This is a genomic window from Frigoribacterium sp. AP1 (assembly GCF_056680555.1).
In genome coordinates, this window is sequence record NZ_CM155288.1 from 2,275,095 (window position 1) to 2,296,993 (window position 21,899).

Here is a 21,899-nt window from a genome sequence, read left to right on the forward strand (position 1 = left end):
GCGCCTCCTGCGGTCGCCTCGCGTCGCGGCTCAGCCGCGCGGGCGGCTCACGACGCGGACCGCCCCGGCGGGCACGACGACGCGGCCGTCGACGGCGTCGCCGGTGATCAGCTCGGTGCCCCGACCGACCACGACGTCGGTCGCGGCCTCGGCGTGGTTGACCAGGAAGGTGAAGTCGGCGTCGTCGCCGTGGCGCACGACGACCTCGAGCCCGTCGGGCTGCTCGACCGGCAGCGGCACGCCGGCGTCGTCGAGCACCGACCGGACGAGCCCCTCGAGGTCGGCCCCCGTCGTGCGCGTCGAGACGTACCAGGCCGACCCGTCGCCGTGCTCGTGGCGGGTGACCGCCGGACCTCCCGCCGCCGGGCCGTCGACGTAGCTCGCGACCGCCACGGCGCCTTCGAGGACGATGTCGTCGGACCAGCCGGTGCCGGTCGTGCCGTTGTCGAGCGTGACGACCTGGTCGGCGTACAGGGGCAGGAACTCCGGCACCGAGAGACCGAGCACCTCGCGCAGAGCACCGGGTGCTCCGCCGACGTGGACGGTGTCGTTCTCGTCGACGACGCCCGAGAAGTACGACGCGACGAAGGTGCCGCCCCCGCGGACGAACGCGCCGAGGGCGTCGGTGGTGTGCCGGTCGGCCAGGTACAGCGACGGGGCGAGCACGAGGTCGTAGCCCGACAGGTCGTCGTGCGGGTGACGAAAGTCCACCGTCACGCCGAGGTGCCAGAGGGCTGAATACCAGGCGACGACGCGCTCGCGGTGCTGGAGCTCGACCGACGGGCGCCACTCGAGGTCGTGGGCCCAGAACGACTCGACGTCCCAGAGGATCGCGACCCGCGCCTCCACCCGGCTGCCGCGGACGGCCGCGAGGCGACCCAGGTCGGCGCCGAAGTCGACGACCTCGCGCCAGGTGCGGGTCGCGGTGCCGGCGTGCGGCAGCATCGCGGAGTGGAATTTCTCGGCGCCGTACCGTGACGCCCGGAACTGGAAGAACAGGATCGCGTCGGCGCCACGCGCGAGGTGGCTCGCGGCGTTGCGGGCGAGCTCACCGGGGCGCTTGGCGATGTTGCGGGGCTGCCAGTTGACGGCCGAGGTCGAGTGCTCCATGAGCATCCAGGGCGCACCACCGGCGAGCGACCGGGTGAGGTCGGCATCCATGGCGAGCAGCACGTGGTTGTCGCGGCGTTCGGCCACGAGGTAGTGGTCGTTCGCCACCACGTCGACCTCGCGGGCCCACTTCCAGTAGTCGATCGACGGGCAGTTGGTGGCCATGAAGTTCGTCGTGACCGGGAGGTGCGGTGCGTGTCGCTTGATCGCGTCGCGTTCGGCCGTGAAGCAGGCCAGCAGGGCGTCCGAGGTGAACCGGGCGAAGTCGAGGCGCGAGGTCTGGTTGACGACCGTGGCCGAGGTGCGCGGCACGTCGATCTCGTCCCACTCGCCGTAGGTCTGGCCCCAGAACCGGGTGCCCCAGGCCTCGTTGAGCGCGTCGAGGGTGACGTACTTCTCCTCGAGCCAGGTGCGGAAGGCGAGCACCGAGTGGGGGCCGTAGTCCTCGCTGATCGGGGCGCCGTACTCGTTGTGGACGTGCCAGAGCACCACCGCGGGGTGGTTCGCGTAGCGCTCGGCCAGCCGCTCGGTGATCGCGAGGGCCGCGCGACGGTAGTCGGGGCTGCTCGGGCTGACCATGCCGCGGGAGCCGCGGCCGAGGGTGACGCCGTCACGAGTGACCGGGTGGGAGTCGGGGTAGGCCTTCCAGAACCAGGCCGGGGGGACGGTCGTCGGGGTGGCCAGGTCGACGTCGATGTCGGCGTCGTGCAGCAGGCCGAGGATGTCGTCGAGGAAGCCGAAGTCGTACTCGCCCTCGCGGGGCTCGAGCAGTGCCCACGAGAAGATGCCGACGCTGACCAGGTTGACGCCCGCCTGCTTCATCAGGGCGATGTCCTCGAGCCAGACCTCGCGCGGCCACTGCTCGGGGTTGTAGTCCCCGCCGTAGCGCAGGTCGGCGCGGCCGGGCAACCAGGTCGTGGTGGCCTGGGGCGTGGGCCGGGCGTCGAGCTCGAGTGACATGCGGTGATCTCCTTTGACTGTGTGCGCTCCCAGTTGTAACACACCGGTATCGACTGCCGGAAGGGTCCGCATCGGTGTTGACAAGCCAAAAGCGCTGTGCGTAACTGTAACCGCTCACAGGCACAGCGACGTGGTTCTCCGAAGTCCGCGCTGTCCCGCCCCACCACAGCTCTTGCTTTCCTCAAGGAGGACGAATGCGCAGCTCATTCCGCCGTCTCGGTGTCGCCACGGTCGCGACCGCCGCCCTACTGCTCACCGCCGGGTGCTCCGGTGCCGGGGGAGGCGCGGCCGACGACGGCCCCGTCGAGCTCAGCTACTGGGCCTGGGCCCCGAACCTCGACAAGGTCGTCGACCTCTGGAACCAGGACAACCCCGACATCCAGGTCACCGTGAACAAGCAGGACGGCGGCGACCCGGCCATCACCAAGCTGCTCACGGCCATCAAGGCCGGCAGCGGTGCTCCGGACCTGATCCAGGCCGAGTACCAGAAGATCCCGACGCTCGTGTCGTCGGACGCGCTCGCCGACATCTCGGACCAGGGTGCCGCCGACCTCGAGGGCGACTTCTCGGAGGGCACCTGGTCGTCGGTGACCCTCGGCGGCGACGGCGTCTACGCCATCCCGCAGGACTCCGGCCCGATGATGGCCTACTACCGCACCGACATCCTCGACCAGTACGGCCTGAGCGTCCCGACCACGTGGGACGAGTACGCCGACGTGGCCACGAAGCTGCACGCCGCCGACCCGACGAAGTACCTCGGCACCTTCTCGGCCAACGACGCCGGCTGGTTCGCCGGCCTCGCGCAGCAGGCCGGCGCCTCGTGGTGGTCGATCGACGGCGACAGCTGGGGCGTCGACATCGAAGGCGGCCCGACGGAGAAGGTCGCCTCGTACTGGGGCGGGCTCGTCGAGAGCGGTGCCGTCGACAACAAGCCGATGTACACGCCCGAGTGGAACGCCGGACTGAACGACGGCAGCCAGGTCGGCTGGATCAGCTCGGTCTGGGCCCCCGGCGTGCTGGGCGGCAACGCCCCCGACACCGCCGGCAAGTGGACCGCGGCCCCGCTGCCGCAGTGGGACGCCTCGAAGCCCGCGGACGGCAACTGGGGTGGCTCGACGACGGCCGTCACGACGCAGTCCGAGCACAAGGAGGCGGCGGTCGAGTTCGCGACCTGGCTCAACACCGACCCCACGGCGGTCGCGGCCCTCGCCGACATCGCCGGCGTCTACCCGGCGGCGACCGACGCGGCGGCCGACGCCCTGACGACGAGCCCCGAGTTCTTCAGCCAGCAGGACGACTTCTACGACATCGCTGCCGAGGCGTCCGAGTCGGTGAACCCGTTCACCTACGGCCCCAACGTCAACGTCGCCTTCAGCGCGTACAACGACGAGTTCGCCAAGGCGGCCGACGCGAAGACGCAGGCGGCGTTCGAGGACGCGGTCACGGCCATGCAGGAGATCACCGTCGACGACCTGACCAAGAGCGGCTTCTCGGTCGAGTAGCGACACCGGGTGGGGCGGCGAAAACCGCCCCACCCGCCGTCGTCACACCCGTCTTCCCCGTCACGTTCGTCTTCCCCGTCACACCCGTCTCGACCCAAGGACCCGGCATGGCCGACACCCTCACCCCTCTCAGCCCCCGCACCGACGGCGCCGGCCCTCCGCCGTCGTCGTCCGGTCGCGAGGCGCCCCGGCCCGCGACGCGCAAGGGCAACGGAAGCTTCCGCACCCGGGTGCTGACGCCCTACGCGATGCTCGCCCCCGGCATCGTGCTCTTCGTGCTGTTCATGGCGGCGCCCATCGTCTACACGCTGTTCCTCAGCTTCCAGAAGAAGCAGGTCGTCGGCCTCGGGCTCGGCTCGGGCGGGGACAGCCAGGTGTTCGCCGGCTTCGAGAACTACGTCGGTTCGCTCACCGACCCCGAGTTCGCCGCCAGTGTCGGGCGCGTCCTGCTCTACGGCGTCGTGCTGATCCCGTGCATGCTCGGCCTCGCGCTGCTCTTCGCCCTGCTGCTCGACTCGAAGCGCACCCGGGCCACGGCGTTCTCGCGTGTGTCGATCTTCCTGCCCTACGCGGTGCCCGCCGTGATCAGTTCGCTGCTCTGGGGCTTCTTGTACCTGCCCGCCGTGAGCCCCTTCTACTACGTGTTCGACCGGCTGGGCTGGGACGTCGACGGCGTGCTCGGCTCGGGCACCGTCCTGTTCGCGATCGCCAACATCGCCCTGTGGGGCGGCGTCGGCTTCAACATGATCGTCATCTACACCTCGCTCAAGGCCGTGCCGACCGACGTCTACGAGGCCGCCCGCCTCGACGGTGCCAGCGAGGTGGAGATCGCGCTGCGCATCAAGATCCCGATGGTGGCTCCCGCGCTCGTCATGACCGCACTCTTCTCGATGGTGGCCACCCTGCAGGTGTTCGCCGAGCCGACCACCCTGCGCCCGCTCACGAACAGCCTGTCGACCAGCTGGTCGCCGCTCATGCTCGTCTACCGCGACGCGTTCACCCGCGACGACATCTACTCGGCGGCGGCGACCTCGGTCGTCATCGCGCTCGCCACCTTCATCGTCAGCTTCTTCTTCCTCCGGGTCGTCCAGAAGCGCGCGTTCGGCCAGGAGGACTGACCATGACCACGATCGACCTCGACGGTTCCCGCGACGCGGCGGCCCCGGTGCCCGACCCGACCCGCGCCTCCTCGACGGGCCGGCGACCCTCGGGCAAGGTGCCGCGCGACCCGGCCGCCCCGCGCCTGCACGCCGAACGGCCGAGCGTCGTCTCGACGGTGCTGCTGCTGATCGGCGCCGTCTACTGCCTGTTCCCGGTGCTCTGGGTCGTCATGGCCTCGACCAAGGACGGCGGCGAGCTCTTCTCGACCTTCACCCTGGCGCCGAGCGGTCACCTGCTCGACAACGTCGTCGCCCTGACGCAGTACCGTGACGGCCTCTTCTGGCGCTGGATGCTCAACACGGCCCTCTACGCCGGCATCGGTGCGATCGCGTCGACGTTCGTCTCGGCGCTCTCGGGCTACGTGCTCGCGAAGTTCGAGTTCCCGGGCAAGAAGGTCGTCTTCAACGTGTTGCTGATGGGCGTGCTCGTGCCCGGCGTGATCCTGGCGATCCCGCAGTACTTCCTGCTGGCGAACGTCGGCCTGACCAACACGTTCTGGGGCGTGCTGCTGCCACAGATCATCAGCCCGTACGGCATCTACCTCGCCCGCATCTACGCCGCGGCCGCCGTGCCGACCGACGTGATCGAGGCCGCCCGCACCGAAGGTGCCCGTGAGATGGGCATCTTCGGCCGCATCGCGGTCCCGATGCTGCTGCCGGGGCTCGTGACGATCTTCCTGTTCCAGTTCGTCGCCATCTGGAACAACTTCATGCTGCCGTACATCATGCTCGGCGACGACTCGCTGTTCCCGTTGACGGTCGGCCTCAACGGCCTGCTCAACCAGGGTGCGTCGGCGCCGGCGCTCTACACGCTCGTCATCACCGGGGCGCTGCTGTCGGTCATCCCGCTGATCGCCATCTTCCTGGTGCTGCAGCGCTTCTGGAAGGTCGACCTCGCCGCCGGCGCGGTCAAGTAGTGCCGGCGGGCCCGGCGCCGGCGGCACCCTATGCTGGCCGCGTGAGCAGCGCGACGGGTCGGGGACGACCGACCATCGACGACGTCGCGACGGCGGCGGGCGTCTCGCGGGGCACCGTCTCGCGGGCGCTCAACGGCGGTCGCTGGGTCAGTCCCGAGGCGAAGACCGCCGTCGAGGCGGCCATCAAGGCCACCGGGTACCGCGTCAACCCGCACGCGCGCAGCCTGGCGACGAACCGCACCGGCTCGGTCGCCTTCCTGCTCACCGAGGACCACCAGCAGCTCTTCGAGGACCCCAACTTCTCGATCCTGCTGCGCGGGGCCGCCGCGGCCCTCGCCGACCGCGACGTCTCGCTCGTGCTGATCATGGCCGGGTCGCCGGCCGAGCAGCAACGGGCGCTGGCGTACATCGGCGCCGGCCACGTCGACGGAGTCCTGCTCGTCTCGGCACACAGCGGCGGCCGCCTGCTGACCGACGTCGTCGAGTCGGGCGTGCCGGCGATCGCCTGTGGCATCCCGCTCGGGCACGAGAAGAAGATGGGCTGGGTTGCCGCCGACGACCGTGAGGGCGCCCGTGAGATGGTGGCCCACCTCCGCGGTCTCGGGCGTCGCCGCATCGCCACGATCACCGGCCCCGCCGACACTCCCGGCGGCATCACCCGGCTCGAGGGCTACCGCGCCGAACTGGGCGACGACCTCGACGAGTCGCTCGTGCGCCACGGCGACTACGGCCGTGAGAGCGGTCGCGTCGCGATGGTGTCGCTGCTCGCCGACCACCCCGACGTCGACGCCGTGTTCGCGGGCAACGACCGCATGGCAGCCGGGGCGATCGACGCCCTGCGGGCCGCCGGTCGTCGGGTGCCCGAGGACGTCGCCGTGGCCGGGTTCGACGACTCCCGCGTCGCGACCGAGACGACACCGGCGCTGACGACCATGCGTCAACCGTTCGACCGCATCAGCAACGAGATGGTGCGCCTGCTGCTGCAGGTGATCGACGGCGAGAAGCCCGCCGCGATGACGCTGCCGACCGAGCTGGTGGTGCGCGCGTCCACCTGACGCGACCCGCGCCTCCTGCGGTGCCCTCCTCTCCCGGCGACGTCGCGCCCGACGTCACGGCCGGCGCGCGTAGGGTCGGCGACATGACCGATCTCGACGGAGCCGTGGTGCTCGTGGCCGGCGCGTCCGGCGGACTCGGCGTGCGAGTCGCCGCGATGCTCGAGGACGAGGGTGCCGTCGTCGTGCGCGCCGCGCGAGGCCCGGACTCGCTGTCGGGGCCCGGCGCCTACCTCGCCGACCTGCGCGACCCGTCAGGAGGCGCGGCGCTGGTCCGTTCGGCCCTCGACGAACACGGACGCCTCGACGGCGTCGTGGTCGCCGCGGGCGTCGTCGCCTTCGGAGCGGCGAAGGACCTCGACGACGACACCCTCGACGAGCTCGTCGCGACCAACGCGCTCGGGCCGATCCGGTTGCTGCGCGACGCCCACACGGCGCTCGCACGGTCCGCCGCGGCCGGCCGGAAGCCGTTCGTCGTGACCATCAGCGGCGTCGTGTCCGAGGCGCCGACCGTCGGGATGGCCGCTTACTCGGCGTCCAAGGCGGCCCTGGCGGCCTTCGTGTCGGCCGCCGGACGGGAGTACCGGCGCGACGGCATCCGCGTGCTCGACGCGCGCCCGGGGCACACCGACACCGGACTCGCGACCCGGGCCGTGGCGGGGCAGGCCCCGGCGTTCGGCGCGGCCCTCGACCCGGACGCCGTGGCCGAGCGCATCGTGCGGGCGATCGTCGACGGCGAGAAGGACCTGCCCGGCTCGGCCTTCTCGAGCTGAGCCCTGGGCGGCTCGACGCGGGTCAGCTGAACTCGTCGCCGACCAGGCGCAGCAGGTCGGCCAGCTGGGCCTGCTGGGCGGGTGACAACGAGTGCAGCCGGGCGCTCTCGGCGTCGACGAGGCTGAGCATGGCGGCGTCGACCCGAGCGATGCCGTCCTCGGTCACCCGGACCAGCACGCCGCGGCCGTCGCTCGGGTCGCCGCGACGTTCGACGAGTCCGCGCTCGACGAGACGGTCGAGGCGGTTGGTCATCGTGCCACTCGTGACCATGGTGGCCGTGACGAGGTGCTTCGGGCTGAGCTGGAAGGGGTCGCCGGCCCGACGCAGGGCCGAGAGCACGTCGAACTCCCAGATCTCGAGGCCCGCGTGGGCGAACGCCTCGCTGCGGATGCGGTCGAGGCGTCGCGACAGGCGGCGGAGGCGCGAGAAGACGTCGAGGGGTGCGAAGTCGATGTCGGGGCGCTCGCGGGCCCAGGCGTCGATGATCAGGTCGACTTCGTCGTTCGTGGCCACGGTGCTGCGTTCCCATCGGTCGGTTTCGGACTCCTCATCTTCGTCCACCTGCCGGTGAATCGTCCGCACGGGTCGCCGGGTCGACCTCGACGACGCGCTACTGGTACGTCACCAGGTCGGGCGTCGGCGACACGTCGGCCATCGTCTGCTCGGGCGAGAGCATCGGGGCGTCCTCGTCGAAGAAGTTCTTCCAGCCCCAGGCGACCCCGGCCGGAGCACCGTCGTGCAGCGTGCGCCAGGTGGCCTGCTTGTCGGGCTGCGAGCCCTGGCCGTCGGCGTGGATCAGCGTGGCCAGCTCGGGCCGGGACGTGTCGATCGACGCCCGATCGCGCAGCATGTCGAGCCGGAACTGGTGCAGGACGAACATCTTCGGCGGCAGGCCCTTCGACGCCACGAGGTCGGCCAGCCAGGTCGACACGGCGTTCACCTCGCCCGCCTCGACGCCGCCGATCTGTCGCAGCGGCACCTGGTCGGCCTCGAGGCGCCATTCGGGGTCGAGGGCCAACCCGACGTTCGGCCGCGACAGCAGCGACTCGTAGCGCTTCGCCTGGCTCAGGAAGTCGGCGCGCCCGGGCTGCAGGTCGATCACCACGTACTGGCCGGCGGCGGAGGCCGCGTCGACGTAGGGCTCGATGCTCGCGACCGACAGCTCGTTCGAGTAGTCGCCGTCGTCCCCCGCGGCACCGGCGGCGACGGTCGCGATGACCTCGAGCATCGGCACGACGGGCCGGTCGCTCGCCGCGTCGTAGCTCGCCGCGACGTCGGCGGCCCGCTGCACGGTCGCGGCGACGTCCTGCTCGCCGAGCACCCCGAGCGCCCCCGTGCCCGGCGCCCCGTAGAGCGCCACGAACCGCCGGTCGGGGAAGAAACGCTGCCCTCCGCCGGGCAGCTGCGCACCGGACCGGGCCGCCGCGACCGACCACCCGGGGTCGCGCACGGTCGAGAACGAGGAGCCGATCAACACCGTGTCGGTCGTCGTCGAGGCGTGCAGTGCCTCGATCGCCTCACCGGAGGCCTGCAGGTCGACGACACCGTCGGGCAGGGTCTGCACCTCGGCACCCGCTCCCCTCGCGGTGGCCGTGGCCGCGACGTCGTCGGCCCCCGCCACGACGGCGAGGACGTCGTCGAGGGGCGTCGCCGCGTCGGGCACGTCGACCGAGGAGGCGCTGGTCGCCACCTCGACGCGCGCCCCGTCGATCGCTCCCACGTCGCCCACCGCCAGCACCGTCTCGACGCCGAGCCGGTCGAGCTCGGCCACCAGGACGGAGGGCCCGGTCGACGGGCCGCCGGACGGCGACCCGGTCGACGTCCCGGCCGGGGCGAGCAGCATCGGCACCCCGAGTCGTACCGCCTCGTCTGCCGCCTCCGCCTGGCCTGCCTCGTCCCCGTCCGGGGCGACGACCGCCACCGGACTCGAGGCGAACATCGCCCGGCTGGCTTCGACGGCCCTCTCGGGGGCGGTGGCGGCGCCGACCACGGTGACCCGCGCCTCCTGCTGGTGGGTGACGAGGGCCGTGCGCCCGTCGGCGTCGTCGACCGAGGTCGACGTGCAGCCGGCCGCGGCGAACAGGGCCACGGCGGCGAGCGTCGTCGCCACGGTCAGGTGGGTCGGGGTGGCGGGGATCAGGGAGCGGCGGGGACGGGAAAACACCGATCCACGGTAACCGCGACCGCCGACACCGGCGCGCCGACGGGTCAGCTCAGGACGTCCTTGGTGGTGAACCGGCCGAGCGCCAGGGCACCGAAGACCACGACGTAGCCGGCCTGCAGCAGGGCGTTGGCGCCGAACGAGTCCCACGAGACCGGGTCGCGAATCAGGTCGGCGAAGCCCAGCCAGTGGTGCGTGAACAGCCAGGGGTCCAGGACGTCCAGTTGCGGTAGCGCATCGACGATCTGCGCGACGGTCGAGAGCACGATCGTGGCGGCCATGGCACCGACCGGCACGCTCGTCAGCGTCGAGGCGAACAGGCCGATGGCGGTCAGGCCGAGCAGCGACATCGTCACGTACAGCGCCATGAGCAGCAGCCTCAGCGCGTAGTCGCCCAGGCCGATCGTCTGCCCCGAGAGCAGGGTGACCGGCCCGACCGGGAACAACGCGGCACCGGCGATCGCCCCGAAGACGACCACGACGAGCGTGGCGGCGAGGCAGAACGCGGCAGCGGCCGCGTACTTGACGAGCAGGAGGCGCACCCGGCCCACCGGGGTCACCAGCAGGTAGCGCAGGGTGCCCAGGCTCGCCTCGCCCGCGATCGTGTCGCCGGCGACGACCCCCACGGTCAGCGGCAGGAAGAGCGGGATCGCCACCGCCAGGGCGGTGAGCGAGACGAAGAGGCCGTTCTGCGTGATGTCGCCGAGGAAGGCCGGTCCGCGACCACCGTCGCCGTCGGACGACGTGACCCGGACGGCGACGGCGAGCAGCACCGGGATCAGGGCCAGCGCGGCGAGCAGCGCGATCGTCCGGACGCGGCGGAAGAGCACCGCCAGTTCGCTCCCCAGCAGGGCGAGACCCAACCCGCCCCGCGGGCGGTCGGCGGGGAGGACGTCGTCGGGACGCCCGCCGCGGGGGTCAGCCGGCGACATCGAAGCCCTCGCCGGTCAGGTCGACGAAGCGGTCCTCGAGGCTGGCTCCGGCCACCTCGAACCCGCGCACGCGAACGTCCGCGGCGACGAGGGCGACCACGATCGACTCGGGCGAGAGCCCCTCGACGGCGAGCTCGGCCTCCACGCTCACCGAACCGCCTGCGGTCGCGGGCGTCGCGTCCGGCCGGGCCCGCGCCTCCGGGGTGAGCCCCAGGCGGACGAGGACGTCGCGGGCGGCGTCCGGGTCGGGCGTGAGCAGGCGGACCCGGTGCGTGCCGAGTGCTCGCAGGTCGTCGAGCGTGCCCTGGGTGAGCAGCCGGCCGGCGCTCATCACGCCGATGTGCGTGCACATCTGCTCGACCTCGCTGAGCAGGTGGCTCGAGACGAAGACGGTCGTGCCCTCGTCGGCGAGGGAGCGGATGAGCGTGCGGACCTCGCGCGTGCCCTGCGGGTCGAGGCCGTTGCTGGGCTCGTCGAGCACCAGCAGGTCCCGCGGCATGAGCAGGGCGTTCGCGATGCCGAGGCGCTGCTTCATGCCGAGCGAGTACGCGTGGGCCTTCTTCGAGGCCGCGTGTCCGAGCCCGACGCGGTCGAGGGCGGCGTCGACACGGGCACGGCGCGTCGCGGCCGGGGCCGAGCGGTCGCCCGAGTCGAGGCGGTGCAGGTTCGCCCGGCCGGACAGGAACGGGTAGAACGCCGGACCCTCGACCAGGGCGCCGACGCGCGGCAGGACGCGGCGCAGGTCGTCGGGCATCGACCCTCCGAGCACCCGGATGACACCGCTCGACGCCGAGGTGAGCCCCAGCAGCATGCGGATCGTGCTGGTCTTGCCCGAGCCGTTCGGGCCGAGGAACCCGTAGACGCTGCCGTGCGGCACCGCGAGGTCGACGCCGTCGACGGCGCGCTGGCGTCCGAACTGCTTCGTCAGACCGGTCGTCTCGACGGCGAACGCCCCTCGGGACGCATCGTCGTCGGTCGACGCCCGGACGGTGGCGGTGTCGTGGCTCACCGGCCGGAGATCACTGACGGGCGACGGCGGCCTGCAGCGTCGAGGCGTCGACCGCCCCGGCGAAGACCCGGCCGTCGTCGGTGAGCAGGACCGAGACCAGCGAGGTCTCGAGCACGCGACCCCCGTCGACCTTCGTCGTCAGCTGGTCGAGCAACCCCGTGATGTCGGCGTCGGCCGACGAGGTGCCGTCGGTCGACCCCGCTGCCGGGGTGACCCCGACGATCGTGCTCCAGCCGGAGCCGATGACGGTCTTCTCGGCGGGCGCCGCGTCGCCGTCCGACCGTCCGGAGGCGCCGGTCGGCACGGTCACGTCGGTCACGGTCGCGTCCGCCGGCGGAGTGAACGCGAAGACGGACGCCGCAGGGGCACCGAAATCGACCGAGGTGAACCCGGCCGACAGGGCCGGGTCGCTCTGCCCCTTCGCGGCGACGACGACCTTGAGCGGGATGCCGGTCTCGGCGTCGACGGCGAGGGTCGCGCTCGCGACGAGCGTCGAGGAGTCCTTCGGGGTCAGGACGACCTGGTACGCGTCCCGTCCGGCCACCCTGACGTCGGAATCGGCCGTGACGGTCGTCGTGGGCTCGACCGACGACAGGACGAGATCGGCCAGCTCGGCCGGGGTCTGCGGCACGGAGGTTCCGTCGGGCAGGGCGCTCGGCTTCTCGGTGGCCCCCTGGTCGGGCAGCGTCGCGTGCGTCGCGTCCTTCGTCTTCGAGTCGTACGCCCACACGCTCGACCCGTTGCGGATCACGTTGCGCTCGGCGAGGTCGTCGATGACCTGCACCCTCTGCTTCGTGGCGCCGTCGGCGTAGACCTTCGCGGTGTGGCTGCCGGTCAACAGGTCGAGGGCGCCGGCGGCGTCCGACGACGACCCGCCGCCCGTGGCCTGGGGCGACACGTCGGGCAGCCCGAGGTCGGAGGTCTGCTCGATCGTGCCCGAGTAGGACGCCCCCGAGCTCGAGGCGGCGAGGGCCAGCACCTGCTGCGGGGTCTTGTCGGGCAGGTCGACGTCGGCCGTGGCCGAGACGGCGGGGACCACGATGCTCGCGGCGATGACGGCCACGGGGACGGCGGCGGCGGTGGCCCAGCGGGTGGACTTCTTCATGACGATCGCGACCTCTCACGCCGGGCCCCGAGCGGGTCGGCGATTGGGCAGGAGACTACGCGCGAAGCCTGGAGATCGCTGTCATCCTCGGCACCGGTCGCTCGACGTCGAACGAGCCTCGCCGGGCGCGGGTGCGCGCGTCGTCGCGACCACTCCGGTCAGAGCTCGACGACCTCGAACTCGAGCAGGTCGGCACCGGTCGCGACGGGGCCGCGCGGGGCCTCGCCCGACCCGGCGGGGCGGGCGTGGGCGGCCTTCGCGCCGTCGGCCGACCAGGCCGCGAAGTCCTCTTCGCTGCGCCAGGTCGTCACCACGAAGTAGCGGTCGTCGCCCTTGACGGGACGCAGCAGCTGGAATCCCTCGAACCCCTCCGCCCCGTCGACCGAGTGCTTGCGCGCGGCGAAGCGCTTCTCGAGCTCGGCGCCCGAGCCTTCGGGGACGTGGATGGCGTTGATCTTGACGACGGACACGACGGTGCCTTTCGGTGGAGGGGCTGGGGGCGGGAGGGGACGGCGGGAGGTGCGGTGACGGTCTGCGGGACGGCCGCGCGTCAGGCGGTCTTCATGACGTTGGCCGTGAAGCCCTGCACCCGCTCGGCGAGGCCGGCCGAACGGCGGGCGATCTGCTCGGGCGGGTTGAGGTGCGGGGGAGCGACCCGGATCAGCAGCGAGCAGGCGAGGTCCTCGCAGATGTAGGTGCCGAGCGTGTTGCCGTTCAGCCCGGCCTCGCCGGCCTTGGGGGCGGTGAAGAGGCGCACCTGCGTGGCCGGCTGCGGCGAGTGGCAGAGCGAGCACATGGCGGCGATGCCGGGGCGCAGCGAACTGCTCGACGAGCGGACGACGAGACCGACCGGCCGGTCGTCCATCCAGTGGACCATGTAGCCCCGGTGGTGGGCCTGGGGGTCGCGCCAGCCCAGGAACTCGCGGTCCTCCCAGAGCATCTCGTGCAGTCCGGGGATCGGCAGGCGGTCGAGGTCGCCCGGCAGGGCGTTGACGAACGACTCGCGGATGTCGTTCTCGGTCAGCGGCTTCATGTTCTCCCTCGTGCCGTCGGGTCTCGTCAGCCTACGCGTCGGTCTAGCGTGGGCGCGTGACGATCCCCGAGGCCGACCGCGAGCGGATCGTCACCCGACGCCTGAGGGCGGCGGGCTGCGTCTTCGCCGAGGACGAGGCGCGGTTGCTGCTCGACGGGGCCGACGACGACGACGCGCTCGAGTCGATGGTCGCCGAGCGCGTCGCGGGACGACCCCTCGAGCAGGTCCTCGGCTGGGCGGCCTTCGCCGGGCGACGGATCGTCGTCGAGCCGGGTGTCTTCGTGCCCCGCCGCCGGACCGAACTGGTCCTGCGGCAGGCCGAGGCGGCGCTCGCCGAGGCAGGAATTGCCGAGGCGGTGCTCGCAGCCGCGGTCGCGCGCGACCGTCGCGCGACTCGTCCCCTCGCCGTGCTCGAGCTCTGCTGCGGTGCCGCCGCCGTCGCGACCGTGCTCGCCGCCGAGCACCCCGGTGTCGACCTCTGGGCCACCGACCTCGACCCGGCGGCCGTCCACTGCGCCCGTCACAACCTCGACGAGCGGGGGACGGTCGTCCGGGGAGACCTGTTCGACGGCCTGCCGGTGTCGTTGCGCGGTCGGTTCCGGGTGATCGCGGCGAACGCACCGTACGTGCCGACCGACGCGATCCCGTCCATGCCTCCCGAGGCGCGACTCCACGAGTCGCCGCTCGCCCTCGACGGCGGGGCCGACGGGCTCGACCTCCACCGGCGGATCGCCGCCGAGGTCGGCGACTGGCTGGCGCCCGGCGGCACCCTCGTCCTCGAGACGAGCGAGCGTCAGGCCGCCGACACGCAGGAGGCGCTGGTCGCCGCGGGCCTCCGGGCCCGGGTCGTCCGCGACGACGAGATCGACGGCACGGTCGTCGTCGCCGTCGCGCCCTAGCCGGACGAGCGGCGGCGACCGCGGGTCAGAGGTCGGCAGGCAAGACGAAGTCGACGACGGGGGACTCGGGGGTGCCCGAGATCCGGCAGGTCCACACGGTGGCCGGCCGGCCGTCGGCCAGGTGACCCATGGTGACCGTGGCCACCGCGCCGACGTCGCTGTCGCGCACGTCGTCGGCTTCGTACGCCCAGACGTCGTCCAGGTACGGCAGGTCGGGGTACTCCTGGCCGATCGCCGTGACGCACGCGTGCCACGCGGGGGGCGCCTCCTGGGCCTGGGCCGTGGAGGGAGCGGGCGGCTCGGTCGTCGGCAGCGCGGTGGCGTCGGGCAGCGCCGTCGCGTCGTCCGAGGCCGTCGGCGTGGGCGTCACCGACGCGGTGCTCGTCGGGTTCGGCGACGAGGCCGGGTCACCGCCGGCGCACCCGGACACGAGCAGCACGAGGGCGAGGCCCGCGGTGGCCAGGGCCGGCGCGACGGAGCGGGGGGGCAGGCAGAGGCGGGGGCTGCGGGGCACGAGGGCTCCTCGAGGTGGGTGCGACACGGCGGGGTGCTGCACAGGGTAGCGACCAGCGGGGCCGCTCACCACGCGGGACGCTGAGCCGACACGGAGGTTCGCCCGGCAGGCTGGTCGGATGACCGACACGGACAACCGCGAAAAGACCGCACTCGAACAGGCCATCAGCAAGGGCCAGGCGGGTGAGGGCGACATGAACAGCGTGCTCGCCGAGTTCGTCAACGCCCAGGTCGTCGTCGCCACGGCCACCGACGCGCAGGAGTCGCTGAACGACCTGCAGCCCGTGCTCTTCGACCGCGAGGGCGTGCCGATGCTCGCCGCCTTCACCCACGTCGACATGATCGGCGAGCAGGTCAAGGGCGTGGCCGAGTTCTCGGCGACCCTCCCGGCGGCTGAACTCGTGCAGGCCATCCCGGCCGAGACCGGCCTCGTCGTCAACCCGGGCAACCGCGAGGGCTTCGAGATGCTGCCCGAGGGCGTCGCCCAGCTGGCGGACGACGTCCGCAAGCTCGTCGCCGAGCACGAGGCCGCCGGGTCGCCCGAGCCGGGGCAGCCCTCGCGCGCCGTCTGACCCAGGCCACGACGACCCCATGACGCCCCGACCACACCCGGTCGGGGCGTCGTTCGTCGTCCGGGCGTCAGGAATCGCGTGCACACCCGAAACCTGCGCGTCACACGACGACGCTAGGCTGACGCCACAATCGAACATCGGGCCACGAACACGTCGCGGGAGAGCTCCGGTGCGCAGAGACTGCGCCGACCGGGCACCGAAGGAGCAAGCTCCCCGCCAATCTCTCAGGTACGCGTACCGCGACGGACTGGCCACTCTGAAAAGCAGGAGGCGCGAGGCGGTCGACAGACCCCTCGCCGGTCCTCGCCCACGGTGAAAACCGGCCCCGGCCGGTGAAGCTCTCAGGCCCATGACAGAGGGGGAGCCCCGATCGGCGGACCGCCGGACAGGGCTGCCCCGTCGTGCCCCATCCGCACGGCACCGTTCCCGGCCGAGACACCTGGCGGCCGGTCCGTCCCTCTCAGGAGCACCGATGTCCGACGCAGCCTCGAACCTTCCCGCCGCCCCCGGGCCCGACGACGACGACCTCCGCGGTGCCGAGGCGTCCGCCGCGCTCGACGGCGACGTCGTCCTGTCCGACGACGGCACCGAGGGCATCGCCACGGGGCCGGGCGACGCCCACGACCTGAGCGGTTCCGACGAACCCGACGAGCCCGACGAGCGCCACAGCCCGTTGCACGAGGTCCACGTCGCCGCCGGCGCCGTCTTCACCGACTTCGCGGGGTGGCAGATGCCGGTCCGCTACGACTCCGACCTCGCCGAGCACCACGCCGTCCGCACCGCCGCCGGGCTCTTCGACCTCTCGCACATGGCCGAGATCGCCGTCGTCGGGCCCGAGGCCGGGGCCTTCCTCGACCACGCCCTGGCCGGCACCCTCTCGACCATCGCCGTCGGGCGGGCGAAGTACTCGCTCCTGCTCGCCGCCGAGGGCGGGATCGTCGACGACCTCGTCGTCTACCGCCTCGACGAGCACGACTACCTCGTGGTGGCCAACGCGGGAAACCGCGAGGCGGCCTTCGCGGCCCTCGCGACCCGCGCCTCCGGATTCGACGTCACGGTCGACGACGAGAGCGACGACACCGCGCTGATCGCGGTCCAGGGGCCCGAGAGCGAGGGCGTGCTCGACGAACTCGTCACGGCCGACCGCCTCCAGCCCGACGCCCCGCTGTCGACGCTGCGGTACTACCGCGTGCTGCAGGCCACCTTCGACGACGCCCCCGTGCTGATCGCGCGCACCGGGTACACCGGCGAGGACGGCTTCGAGCTGTACGTCGACCCCGAGACCGCCCCGTCGCTGTGGGCCGCGATCGCCGAAGCCGGCGGACCCCGGGGGCTCGTCCCCGCGGGGCTGGCCAGCCGCGACACGCTCCGTCTCGAGGCGGGCATGCCGCTCTACGGCCACGAGCTCGGCCTCGACGTGCGTCCCGACCAGGCAGGGCTCGGCCGGGTCGTCGACACCGCGAAGGACTTCGTCGGGCGCTCGAACGTCGAACCCGCCGCCGGCGCCCGCGTCCTCGTCGGGCTGACGCTCACCGGGCGTCGGGCCGCGCGGGCGGGGTACCCCGTCGTCACGGACGACGGCACCGTCGTCGGCGAGGTCACGAGCGGCGCGTTGTCGCCCACCCTCGGCCACCCGGTGGCCATGGCCTACGTCGACCCCGACGTCGTCGACCGCGGTCCCGCGCTGGCCGTCGACGTCCGCGGCACCGCCGTCGCCGCCACCGTCGTCCCGCTGCCCTTCTACAAGCGCTCCTAGGCACCCCCTCCCTCGAAAGGACCGGCCATGACCGATCTCACCGCACTGAAGTACACCGCCGAGCACGAGTGGCTCCTGATCGACGGCGACACCGCCACCGTGGGCATCACCGACTACGCCGCCGACAAGCTGGGCGACGTCGTCTACGTCGACCTGCCCGCCGAGGGCACCGAGGTCGAGACCGGCACGGTCGTCGGCGAGATCGAGTCGACCAAGTCGGTCGGCGAGCTGTTCGCCCCCGCGCTCGGCACGGTGCTCGAGGCCAACCAGGCCGTCGTCGACAGCCCCGACCTCGTCAACAGCGACCCGTTCGGCGAGGGCTGGCTCATCAAGATCACCCTGTCGTCGACCGACGGGCAGGGCCTGCTCTCACGCGACGAGTACGTCGCGCTGACCGCCGAATGAGCGCCGAGCAGACGGGCGGGTCCGTCTTCGGCGGCTGGTCCGACCAGGTCGCCACCGGCTTCGTCGACCGCCACGTCGGCACCACGCCGGGCGACCAGGCGACCATGCTCGCCGCCGTGGGGCACGACAGCGTCGAGTCGCTCGTCGCGGCCGCCGTGCCCGACGCGATCCACGCCGCGGCCGTCGAGGGCAGCGTGCTGCCCGAGCCGATCGGCGAAGAAGAGGCGCTCGCCGAGTTGCGGGCCCTCGCGGGGCGCAACCGCGTCTCGCGCAGCCTCCTCGGTCTCGGGTACTACGACACCGTCACCCCGGCCGTCATCCAGCGCAACGTGCTCGAGAACCCCAGCTGGTACACCGCGTACACGCCGTACCAGCCCGAGATCTCGCAGGGTCGACTCGAGGCCCTCATCAACTTCCAGACGATGGTGGCCGAGCTGACCGGGCTCACGACCGCGAACGCGTCGATGCTCGACGAGGGCACGGCCGTCGTCGAGGGCATGTTGCTGGCCCGTCGTGCGTCGAAGGTGAAGACCGACGTCTTCGTCGTCGACAGCGACACCTTCCCGCAGACCAAGGCCCTGCTCGCCGGCCGCGCCGAGGCCGTCGGCATCGAGCTCGTCGAGCTCGACCTCTCGGTGCTCGACCCCGCCGAGCTGCCCGAGTCGTTCGGTCTCTTCGTGCAGTACCCCTCGGCGTCGGGCTCCGTCTGGAGCCCCCGCGCCGTCGTCGAGGCGGCCCACGCCCACGGCGGCCTGGCCGTCGTCGCCGCCGACCTGCTCGCGCTCACGCTGATCGAGGCACCCGGCGAGTTCGGGGCCGACGTCGCCGTCGGCACCAGCCAGCGGTTCGGCGTCCCCATGGGCTTCGGCGGTCCGCACGCGGGCTACATGGCCGTCCGCACCGGCCTCGAGCGTCAGCTGCCCGGTCGCCTGGTCGGGGTCTCCCAAGACGCGGTCGGCCAGCCCGCCTACCGCCTCAGCCTGCAGACCCGCGAGCAGCACATCCGCCGTGAGAAGGCCACGTCCAACATCTGCACCGCGCAGGTGCTGCTCGCCGTGATGGCGTCGATGTACGCGGTCTACCACGGCCCCTGGGGGCTGCGGCACATCGCGGCGCGCGTGCACGGCCACGCCTCCGACCTGGCGGCCGCGATCGGGGCCAGCGAACTCGAGCTCGAGAACGACTCGTTCTTCGACACCCTCCAGGTGTTCGTCCCGGGGCGGGCGACCGAGATCGTCGCCGCAGCCCACGACCGTGGTTACCTGCTGCACGCCGTCGACGGCGACTGCGTCCGCTTCTCGTTCGACGAGACGACCACGCGGGACGACGTCCGCGTCGTCGCCGAGGTGCTCGGCGTCGACCTGCTCGACGGCGCGGCCCCCTCGGGCCTGCAGGAGGCGCTGCTGCGGACGAGCGACTACCTCACGCACCCGGTCTTCCGCACCCATCGCAGCGAGACCAGCATGATGCGCTACCTCAAGCACCTCGCCGACAAGGACTACGCGCTCGACCGCGGCATGATCCCGCTCGGCAGTTGCACGATGAAGCTCAACGCGGCGACCGAGATGGCCGCCGTCACCTGGCCCGAGTTCGCCGGCGTGCACCCGTTCGCACCGGCCGACGACGTGGCGGGTTACCTCGAGCTGATCGGCCAGCTCGAGGGGTGGCTGGCCGAGGTCACGGGCTACGACACCGTCTCGCTGCAGCCCAACGCCGGCAGCCAGGGCGAGCTGGCCGGTCTGCTGGCCATCCGCGGTTACCACCTGTCGAACGGCGACGGCGAGCGCACGGTCTGCCTGATCCCGCAGAGCGCGCACGGCACCAACGCGGCCAGTGCGGTGCTCGCGGGCATGCGCGTGGTCGTGGTCGCCTGCGACGAGGGCGGCAACGTCGACCTCGACGATCTGCGGGCCAAGGTCGAGCAGCACGCGGCCCAGCTCGCGGCGCTGATGATCACCTACCCGTCGACGCACGGCGTGTACGAGCACGACATCGTCGCCCTCACCGATGCGGTGCACGCGGCCGGCGGCCAGGTCTACGTGGACGGGGCGAACCTCAACGCCCTGCTCGGGGTGGCGCGCTTCGGCGACTTCGGCGGCGACGTCTCGCACCTCAACCTGCACAAGACCTTCTGCATCCCGCACGGTGGCGGTGGTCCGGGCGTGGGTCCTGTCGCGGCGAAGGCCCACCTCGCACCGTTCCTGCCCGGCCACCCGATGGCCCAGCAGGCCGACCGCCGCACGGGGGCTGCCCTCGCGGCCGACGGCGACCGCCTCGCACACGCCGGCGTGCCGGTCTCGAGCGCTCCGTACGGGTCGCCGAGCATCCTGCCGATCAGCTGGGCGTACGTGCGCATGATGGGCACCGAGGGCCTCACCCGGGCGACCGGGGCGGCCGTCCTGGCGGCCAACTACGTCGCCGCCCGCCTGCGCGAGCACTTCCCCGTGCTCTACGCGGGTGAGAACGGCCTCGTGGCGCACGAGTGCATCCTCGACCTGCGACCGTTGCGCGACGCGACCGGGGTCACCGTCGACGACGTGGCCAAGCGCCTCATCGACTACGGCTTCCATGCCCCGACCATGTCGTTCCCCGTGGCAGGCACCCTCATGGTCGAGCCGACCGAGAGCGAGGACCTGGCCGAGATCGACCGCTTCGTCGATGCCATGATCGCGATCAAGGGCGAGGCCGACGAGGTGGCCTCCGGTCGGTACACGTCCGAGTCGAGCCCGTTGCGCGGTGCGCCGCACACGGCCGAGTCGGTCGTCGTCGGCGAGTGGACCGCCGAGTACGGGCGCGAAGAGGCCGTGTACCCGGTCCGCTCGCTCGTTCGCGGCAAGTACTGGCCGCCGGTGCGCCGGATCGACCAGGCCTACGGTGATCGCAACCTGTTCTGCAACTGCCCGCCGGCCGAGGCGTTCGCCTAGGCCACGGCCCGCTCCACGGACGGGAAACCGCCACCGCCCGATCCCGTCGGGCGGTGGCGGTTTCCTCTTGGTCCCTCGGACGTCGGCCGCCGAGTGTCGCGGAGGGCGTTCACGTAGCGGCGACCGTCCCGATCGACGCCCGGGGGACAGCTCACGCTGTGTGGCTAGCTCGGATCCCTACGACCCGTGCGTACATCAGACTCGCCCCCCGGACGGGTGTCAAGGCCCAGTTCCGGCCGTGGCGGTCCGGGGCGGCCCGCCGGGGCGTCAGGACGGAAGTCCGAAGAGGGTCGGGAAGGCGGTGGCGGCCCACGGATAGCCGACGAAGACGGCCGCGTCCATCAGGACGTGCGCGACGACGAGCGGCAGCACCCGGCCGAAGCGCACGTAGAGCCAACCGAACGCGACGCCCATGACGACGTTGCCGACGAACGCGCCGAACCCCTGGTAGAGGTGGTAGCTGCCCCGCAGCAGGGCCGCCGTCACGATGATCGGCCAGGTCCGCCAGCCGAGGTCACGGAGGCGCGCGAACAGGTACGCGACGACGATCACCTCTTCCGTCACCCCGGCTCGGAGGGCGGAAAGCAGCAGCACGGGAACGGTCCACCAGTGCTCGCCGAGGTTCGTCGGCACCACCGTGACCGTGAGGTCCAGGGCCTTGCCCACGAGGTAGAGGCCGATGCCGGGGATGCCGATCGCGAGGGCCAGGCCGACGCCACCGAGGGTGTCCCGGCCCGCGCGCGAGAAGTCGACGCCGAGCCGGCCCAGGTGTGGCCGCTCCTCGCGCCACAGCAGGAACGCCACGAGCAGCACGGGCACGAGGTCCACCGCCACGCCGAGCACCTGGTAGGCGAGGTCGAAGAATTCGCGACTGCTCAGCGGCGAGTTCAGCGTGGCCGTCTGCTGCGACAGCGCGGTCTGCTGGGTGAGCCGGTTCACGATCGAGAGCACCGAGTACACGGCCGACGCCCCGAGCGAGAGACCGAGGACGATCGCGATCTCGACCCGGAGGCGCGCTCGGGTCATCGGGGCCGGGCGCGGTGCGAGGGCATCGGGCGGTGTCACGGCGGAGGCGGGGTCGTGGGGGCGGCTCACGGGGGTGATCGTACGGGACC

Annotated in this window: 20 protein-coding genes and 1 riboswitch; of the genes, 10 read left to right on the plus strand and 10 right to left on the minus strand. The window is 72.3% G+C overall.

Annotation, left to right across the window (positions count from 1 at the left end; translation table 11 throughout):
- Positions 1-30: 30 nt before the first annotated feature.
- Positions 31-2,070 (minus strand): beta-galactosidase, encoded by a 2,040-nt coding sequence (locus AC1MBW_RS10895; protein WP_480024485.1) that lies wholly within the window; start codon positions 2,068-2,070, stop codon positions 31-33.
- A gap of 194 nt (positions 2,071-2,264) precedes the next feature.
- Here AC1MBW_RS10895 and AC1MBW_RS10900 point away from each other — a divergent pair, with 194 nt between their 5' ends.
- The 5 genes from AC1MBW_RS10900 (at position 2,265) to AC1MBW_RS10920 (ending at position 7,474) form a co-directional block, all read left to right on the plus strand.
- The gene (locus AC1MBW_RS10900; protein ID WP_480024486.1) at positions 2,265-3,572 is read left to right on the plus strand and encodes an ABC transporter substrate-binding protein; all 1,308 of its coding nucleotides are present in this window, start codon (positions 2,265-2,267) and stop codon (positions 3,570-3,572) included.
- 248 nt (positions 3,573-3,820) lie between these two features.
- Positions 3,821-4,690, plus strand: a complete 870-nt coding sequence (locus AC1MBW_RS10905; protein WP_480026102.1) for a carbohydrate ABC transporter permease — start codon at positions 3,821-3,823, stop codon at positions 4,688-4,690.
- A gap of 2 nt (positions 4,691-4,692) precedes the next feature.
- Positions 4,693-5,649 carry a carbohydrate ABC transporter permease gene (locus AC1MBW_RS10910; protein ID WP_082383682.1) on the plus strand — a complete coding sequence of 319 codons (957 nt, stop codon included), beginning with the start codon at positions 4,693-4,695 and terminating at the stop codon, positions 5,647-5,649.
- Between the two features lie 41 nt (positions 5,650-5,690).
- A complete protein-coding gene (locus AC1MBW_RS10915) occupies positions 5,691-6,704 on the plus strand; it encodes a LacI family DNA-binding transcriptional regulator (RefSeq protein ID WP_480024487.1) in 1,014 nt (337 codons plus the stop codon).
- A gap of 83 nt (positions 6,705-6,787) precedes the next feature.
- Entirely contained in the window at positions 6,788-7,474 is a 687-nt protein-coding gene (locus AC1MBW_RS10920) for an SDR family NAD(P)-dependent oxidoreductase (protein WP_480024488.1), read from the plus strand.
- Positions 7,475-7,496: 22 nt separating this feature from the next.
- Here the strand turns inward: AC1MBW_RS10920 and AC1MBW_RS10925 are convergent, their stop codons facing one another.
- The 7 genes from AC1MBW_RS10925 to AC1MBW_RS10955 form a co-directional block, all read right to left on the minus strand.
- Positions 7,497-7,988, minus strand: a complete 492-nt coding sequence (locus AC1MBW_RS10925; RefSeq protein ID WP_054147589.1) for a MarR family winged helix-turn-helix transcriptional regulator — start codon at positions 7,986-7,988, stop codon at positions 7,497-7,499.
- A 97-nt stretch (positions 7,989-8,085) separates the two neighbouring features.
- Entirely contained in the window at positions 8,086-9,639 is a 1,554-nt protein-coding gene (locus tag AC1MBW_RS10930) for a hypothetical protein (RefSeq protein ID WP_480024489.1), read from the minus strand.
- A 44-nt stretch (positions 9,640-9,683) separates the two neighbouring features.
- Positions 9,684-10,568: an ABC transporter permease gene (locus tag AC1MBW_RS10935; RefSeq protein WP_480024490.1), complete on the minus strand. Its 885-nt coding sequence runs from the start codon at positions 10,566-10,568 to the stop codon at positions 9,684-9,686.
- Positions 10,555-11,496, minus strand: coding sequence for an ABC transporter ATP-binding protein (locus tag AC1MBW_RS10940; protein WP_480026103.1), 942 nt, complete (start codon positions 11,494-11,496; stop codon positions 10,555-10,557). The genes AC1MBW_RS10935 and AC1MBW_RS10940 overlap by 14 nt, the downstream gene beginning before the upstream one ends.
- 91 nt (positions 11,497-11,587) lie before the next feature.
- A complete protein-coding gene (locus tag AC1MBW_RS10945; RefSeq protein WP_480024491.1) occupies positions 11,588-12,682 on the minus strand; it encodes a LolA family protein in 1,095 nt (364 codons plus the stop codon).
- Between the two features lie 158 nt (positions 12,683-12,840).
- Entirely contained in the window at positions 12,841-13,152 is a 312-nt protein-coding gene (locus AC1MBW_RS10950) for an antibiotic biosynthesis monooxygenase family protein (protein WP_054147586.1), read from the minus strand.
- An 80-nt stretch (positions 13,153-13,232) separates the two neighbouring features.
- Positions 13,233-13,715, minus strand: coding sequence for an FBP domain-containing protein (locus AC1MBW_RS10955; protein WP_480024492.1), 483 nt, complete (start codon positions 13,713-13,715; stop codon positions 13,233-13,235).
- Positions 13,716-13,771: 56 nt separating this feature from the next.
- Here AC1MBW_RS10955 and AC1MBW_RS10960 point away from each other — a divergent pair, with 56 nt between their 5' ends.
- Entirely contained in the window at positions 13,772-14,614 is an 843-nt protein-coding gene (locus tag AC1MBW_RS10960) for a putative protein N(5)-glutamine methyltransferase (protein ID WP_480024493.1), read from the plus strand.
- 25 nt (positions 14,615-14,639) lie between these two features.
- Here the strand turns inward: AC1MBW_RS10960 and AC1MBW_RS10965 are convergent, their stop codons facing one another.
- A complete protein-coding gene (locus AC1MBW_RS10965; RefSeq protein ID WP_480024494.1) occupies positions 14,640-15,128 on the minus strand; it encodes a hypothetical protein in 489 nt (162 codons plus the stop codon).
- 118 nt (positions 15,129-15,246) lie between these two features.
- Here AC1MBW_RS10965 and AC1MBW_RS10970 point away from each other — a divergent pair, with 118 nt between their 5' ends.
- The 4 genes from AC1MBW_RS10970 (at position 15,247) to gcvP (ending at position 20,784) form a co-directional block, all read left to right on the plus strand.
- Entirely contained in the window at positions 15,247-15,699 is a 453-nt protein-coding gene (locus AC1MBW_RS10970) for an SseB family protein (RefSeq protein WP_054144917.1), read from the plus strand.
- 146 nt (positions 15,700-15,845) lie between these two features.
- Positions 15,846-15,949, plus strand: a riboswitch (glycine riboswitch).
- 375 nt (positions 15,950-16,324) lie between these two features.
- Complete coding sequence (gene gcvT / locus AC1MBW_RS10975) at positions 16,325-17,455, plus strand: glycine cleavage system aminomethyltransferase GcvT (protein ID WP_480026104.1); 1,131 nt, start codon at positions 16,325-16,327, stop codon at positions 17,453-17,455.
- A gap of 27 nt (positions 17,456-17,482) precedes the next feature.
- Positions 17,483-17,860, plus strand: coding sequence for a glycine cleavage system protein GcvH (gene gcvH, locus AC1MBW_RS10980; protein ID WP_043595477.1), 378 nt, complete (start codon positions 17,483-17,485; stop codon positions 17,858-17,860).
- Positions 17,857-20,784, plus strand: coding sequence for an aminomethyl-transferring glycine dehydrogenase (gene gcvP, locus AC1MBW_RS10985; RefSeq protein WP_480024495.1), 2,928 nt, complete (start codon positions 17,857-17,859; stop codon positions 20,782-20,784). Before gcvH ends, gcvP begins: the two co-directional genes overlap by 4 nt.
- Positions 20,785-21,051: 267 nt before the next feature.
- Here gcvP and AC1MBW_RS10990 read toward each other — a convergent pair whose 3' ends face one another.
- Positions 21,052-21,810 carry a CPBP family intramembrane glutamic endopeptidase gene (locus AC1MBW_RS10990; RefSeq protein WP_054144918.1) on the minus strand — a complete coding sequence of 253 codons (759 nt, stop codon included), beginning with the start codon at positions 21,808-21,810 and terminating at the stop codon, positions 21,052-21,054.
- Positions 21,811-21,899: the final 89 nt, after the last annotated feature.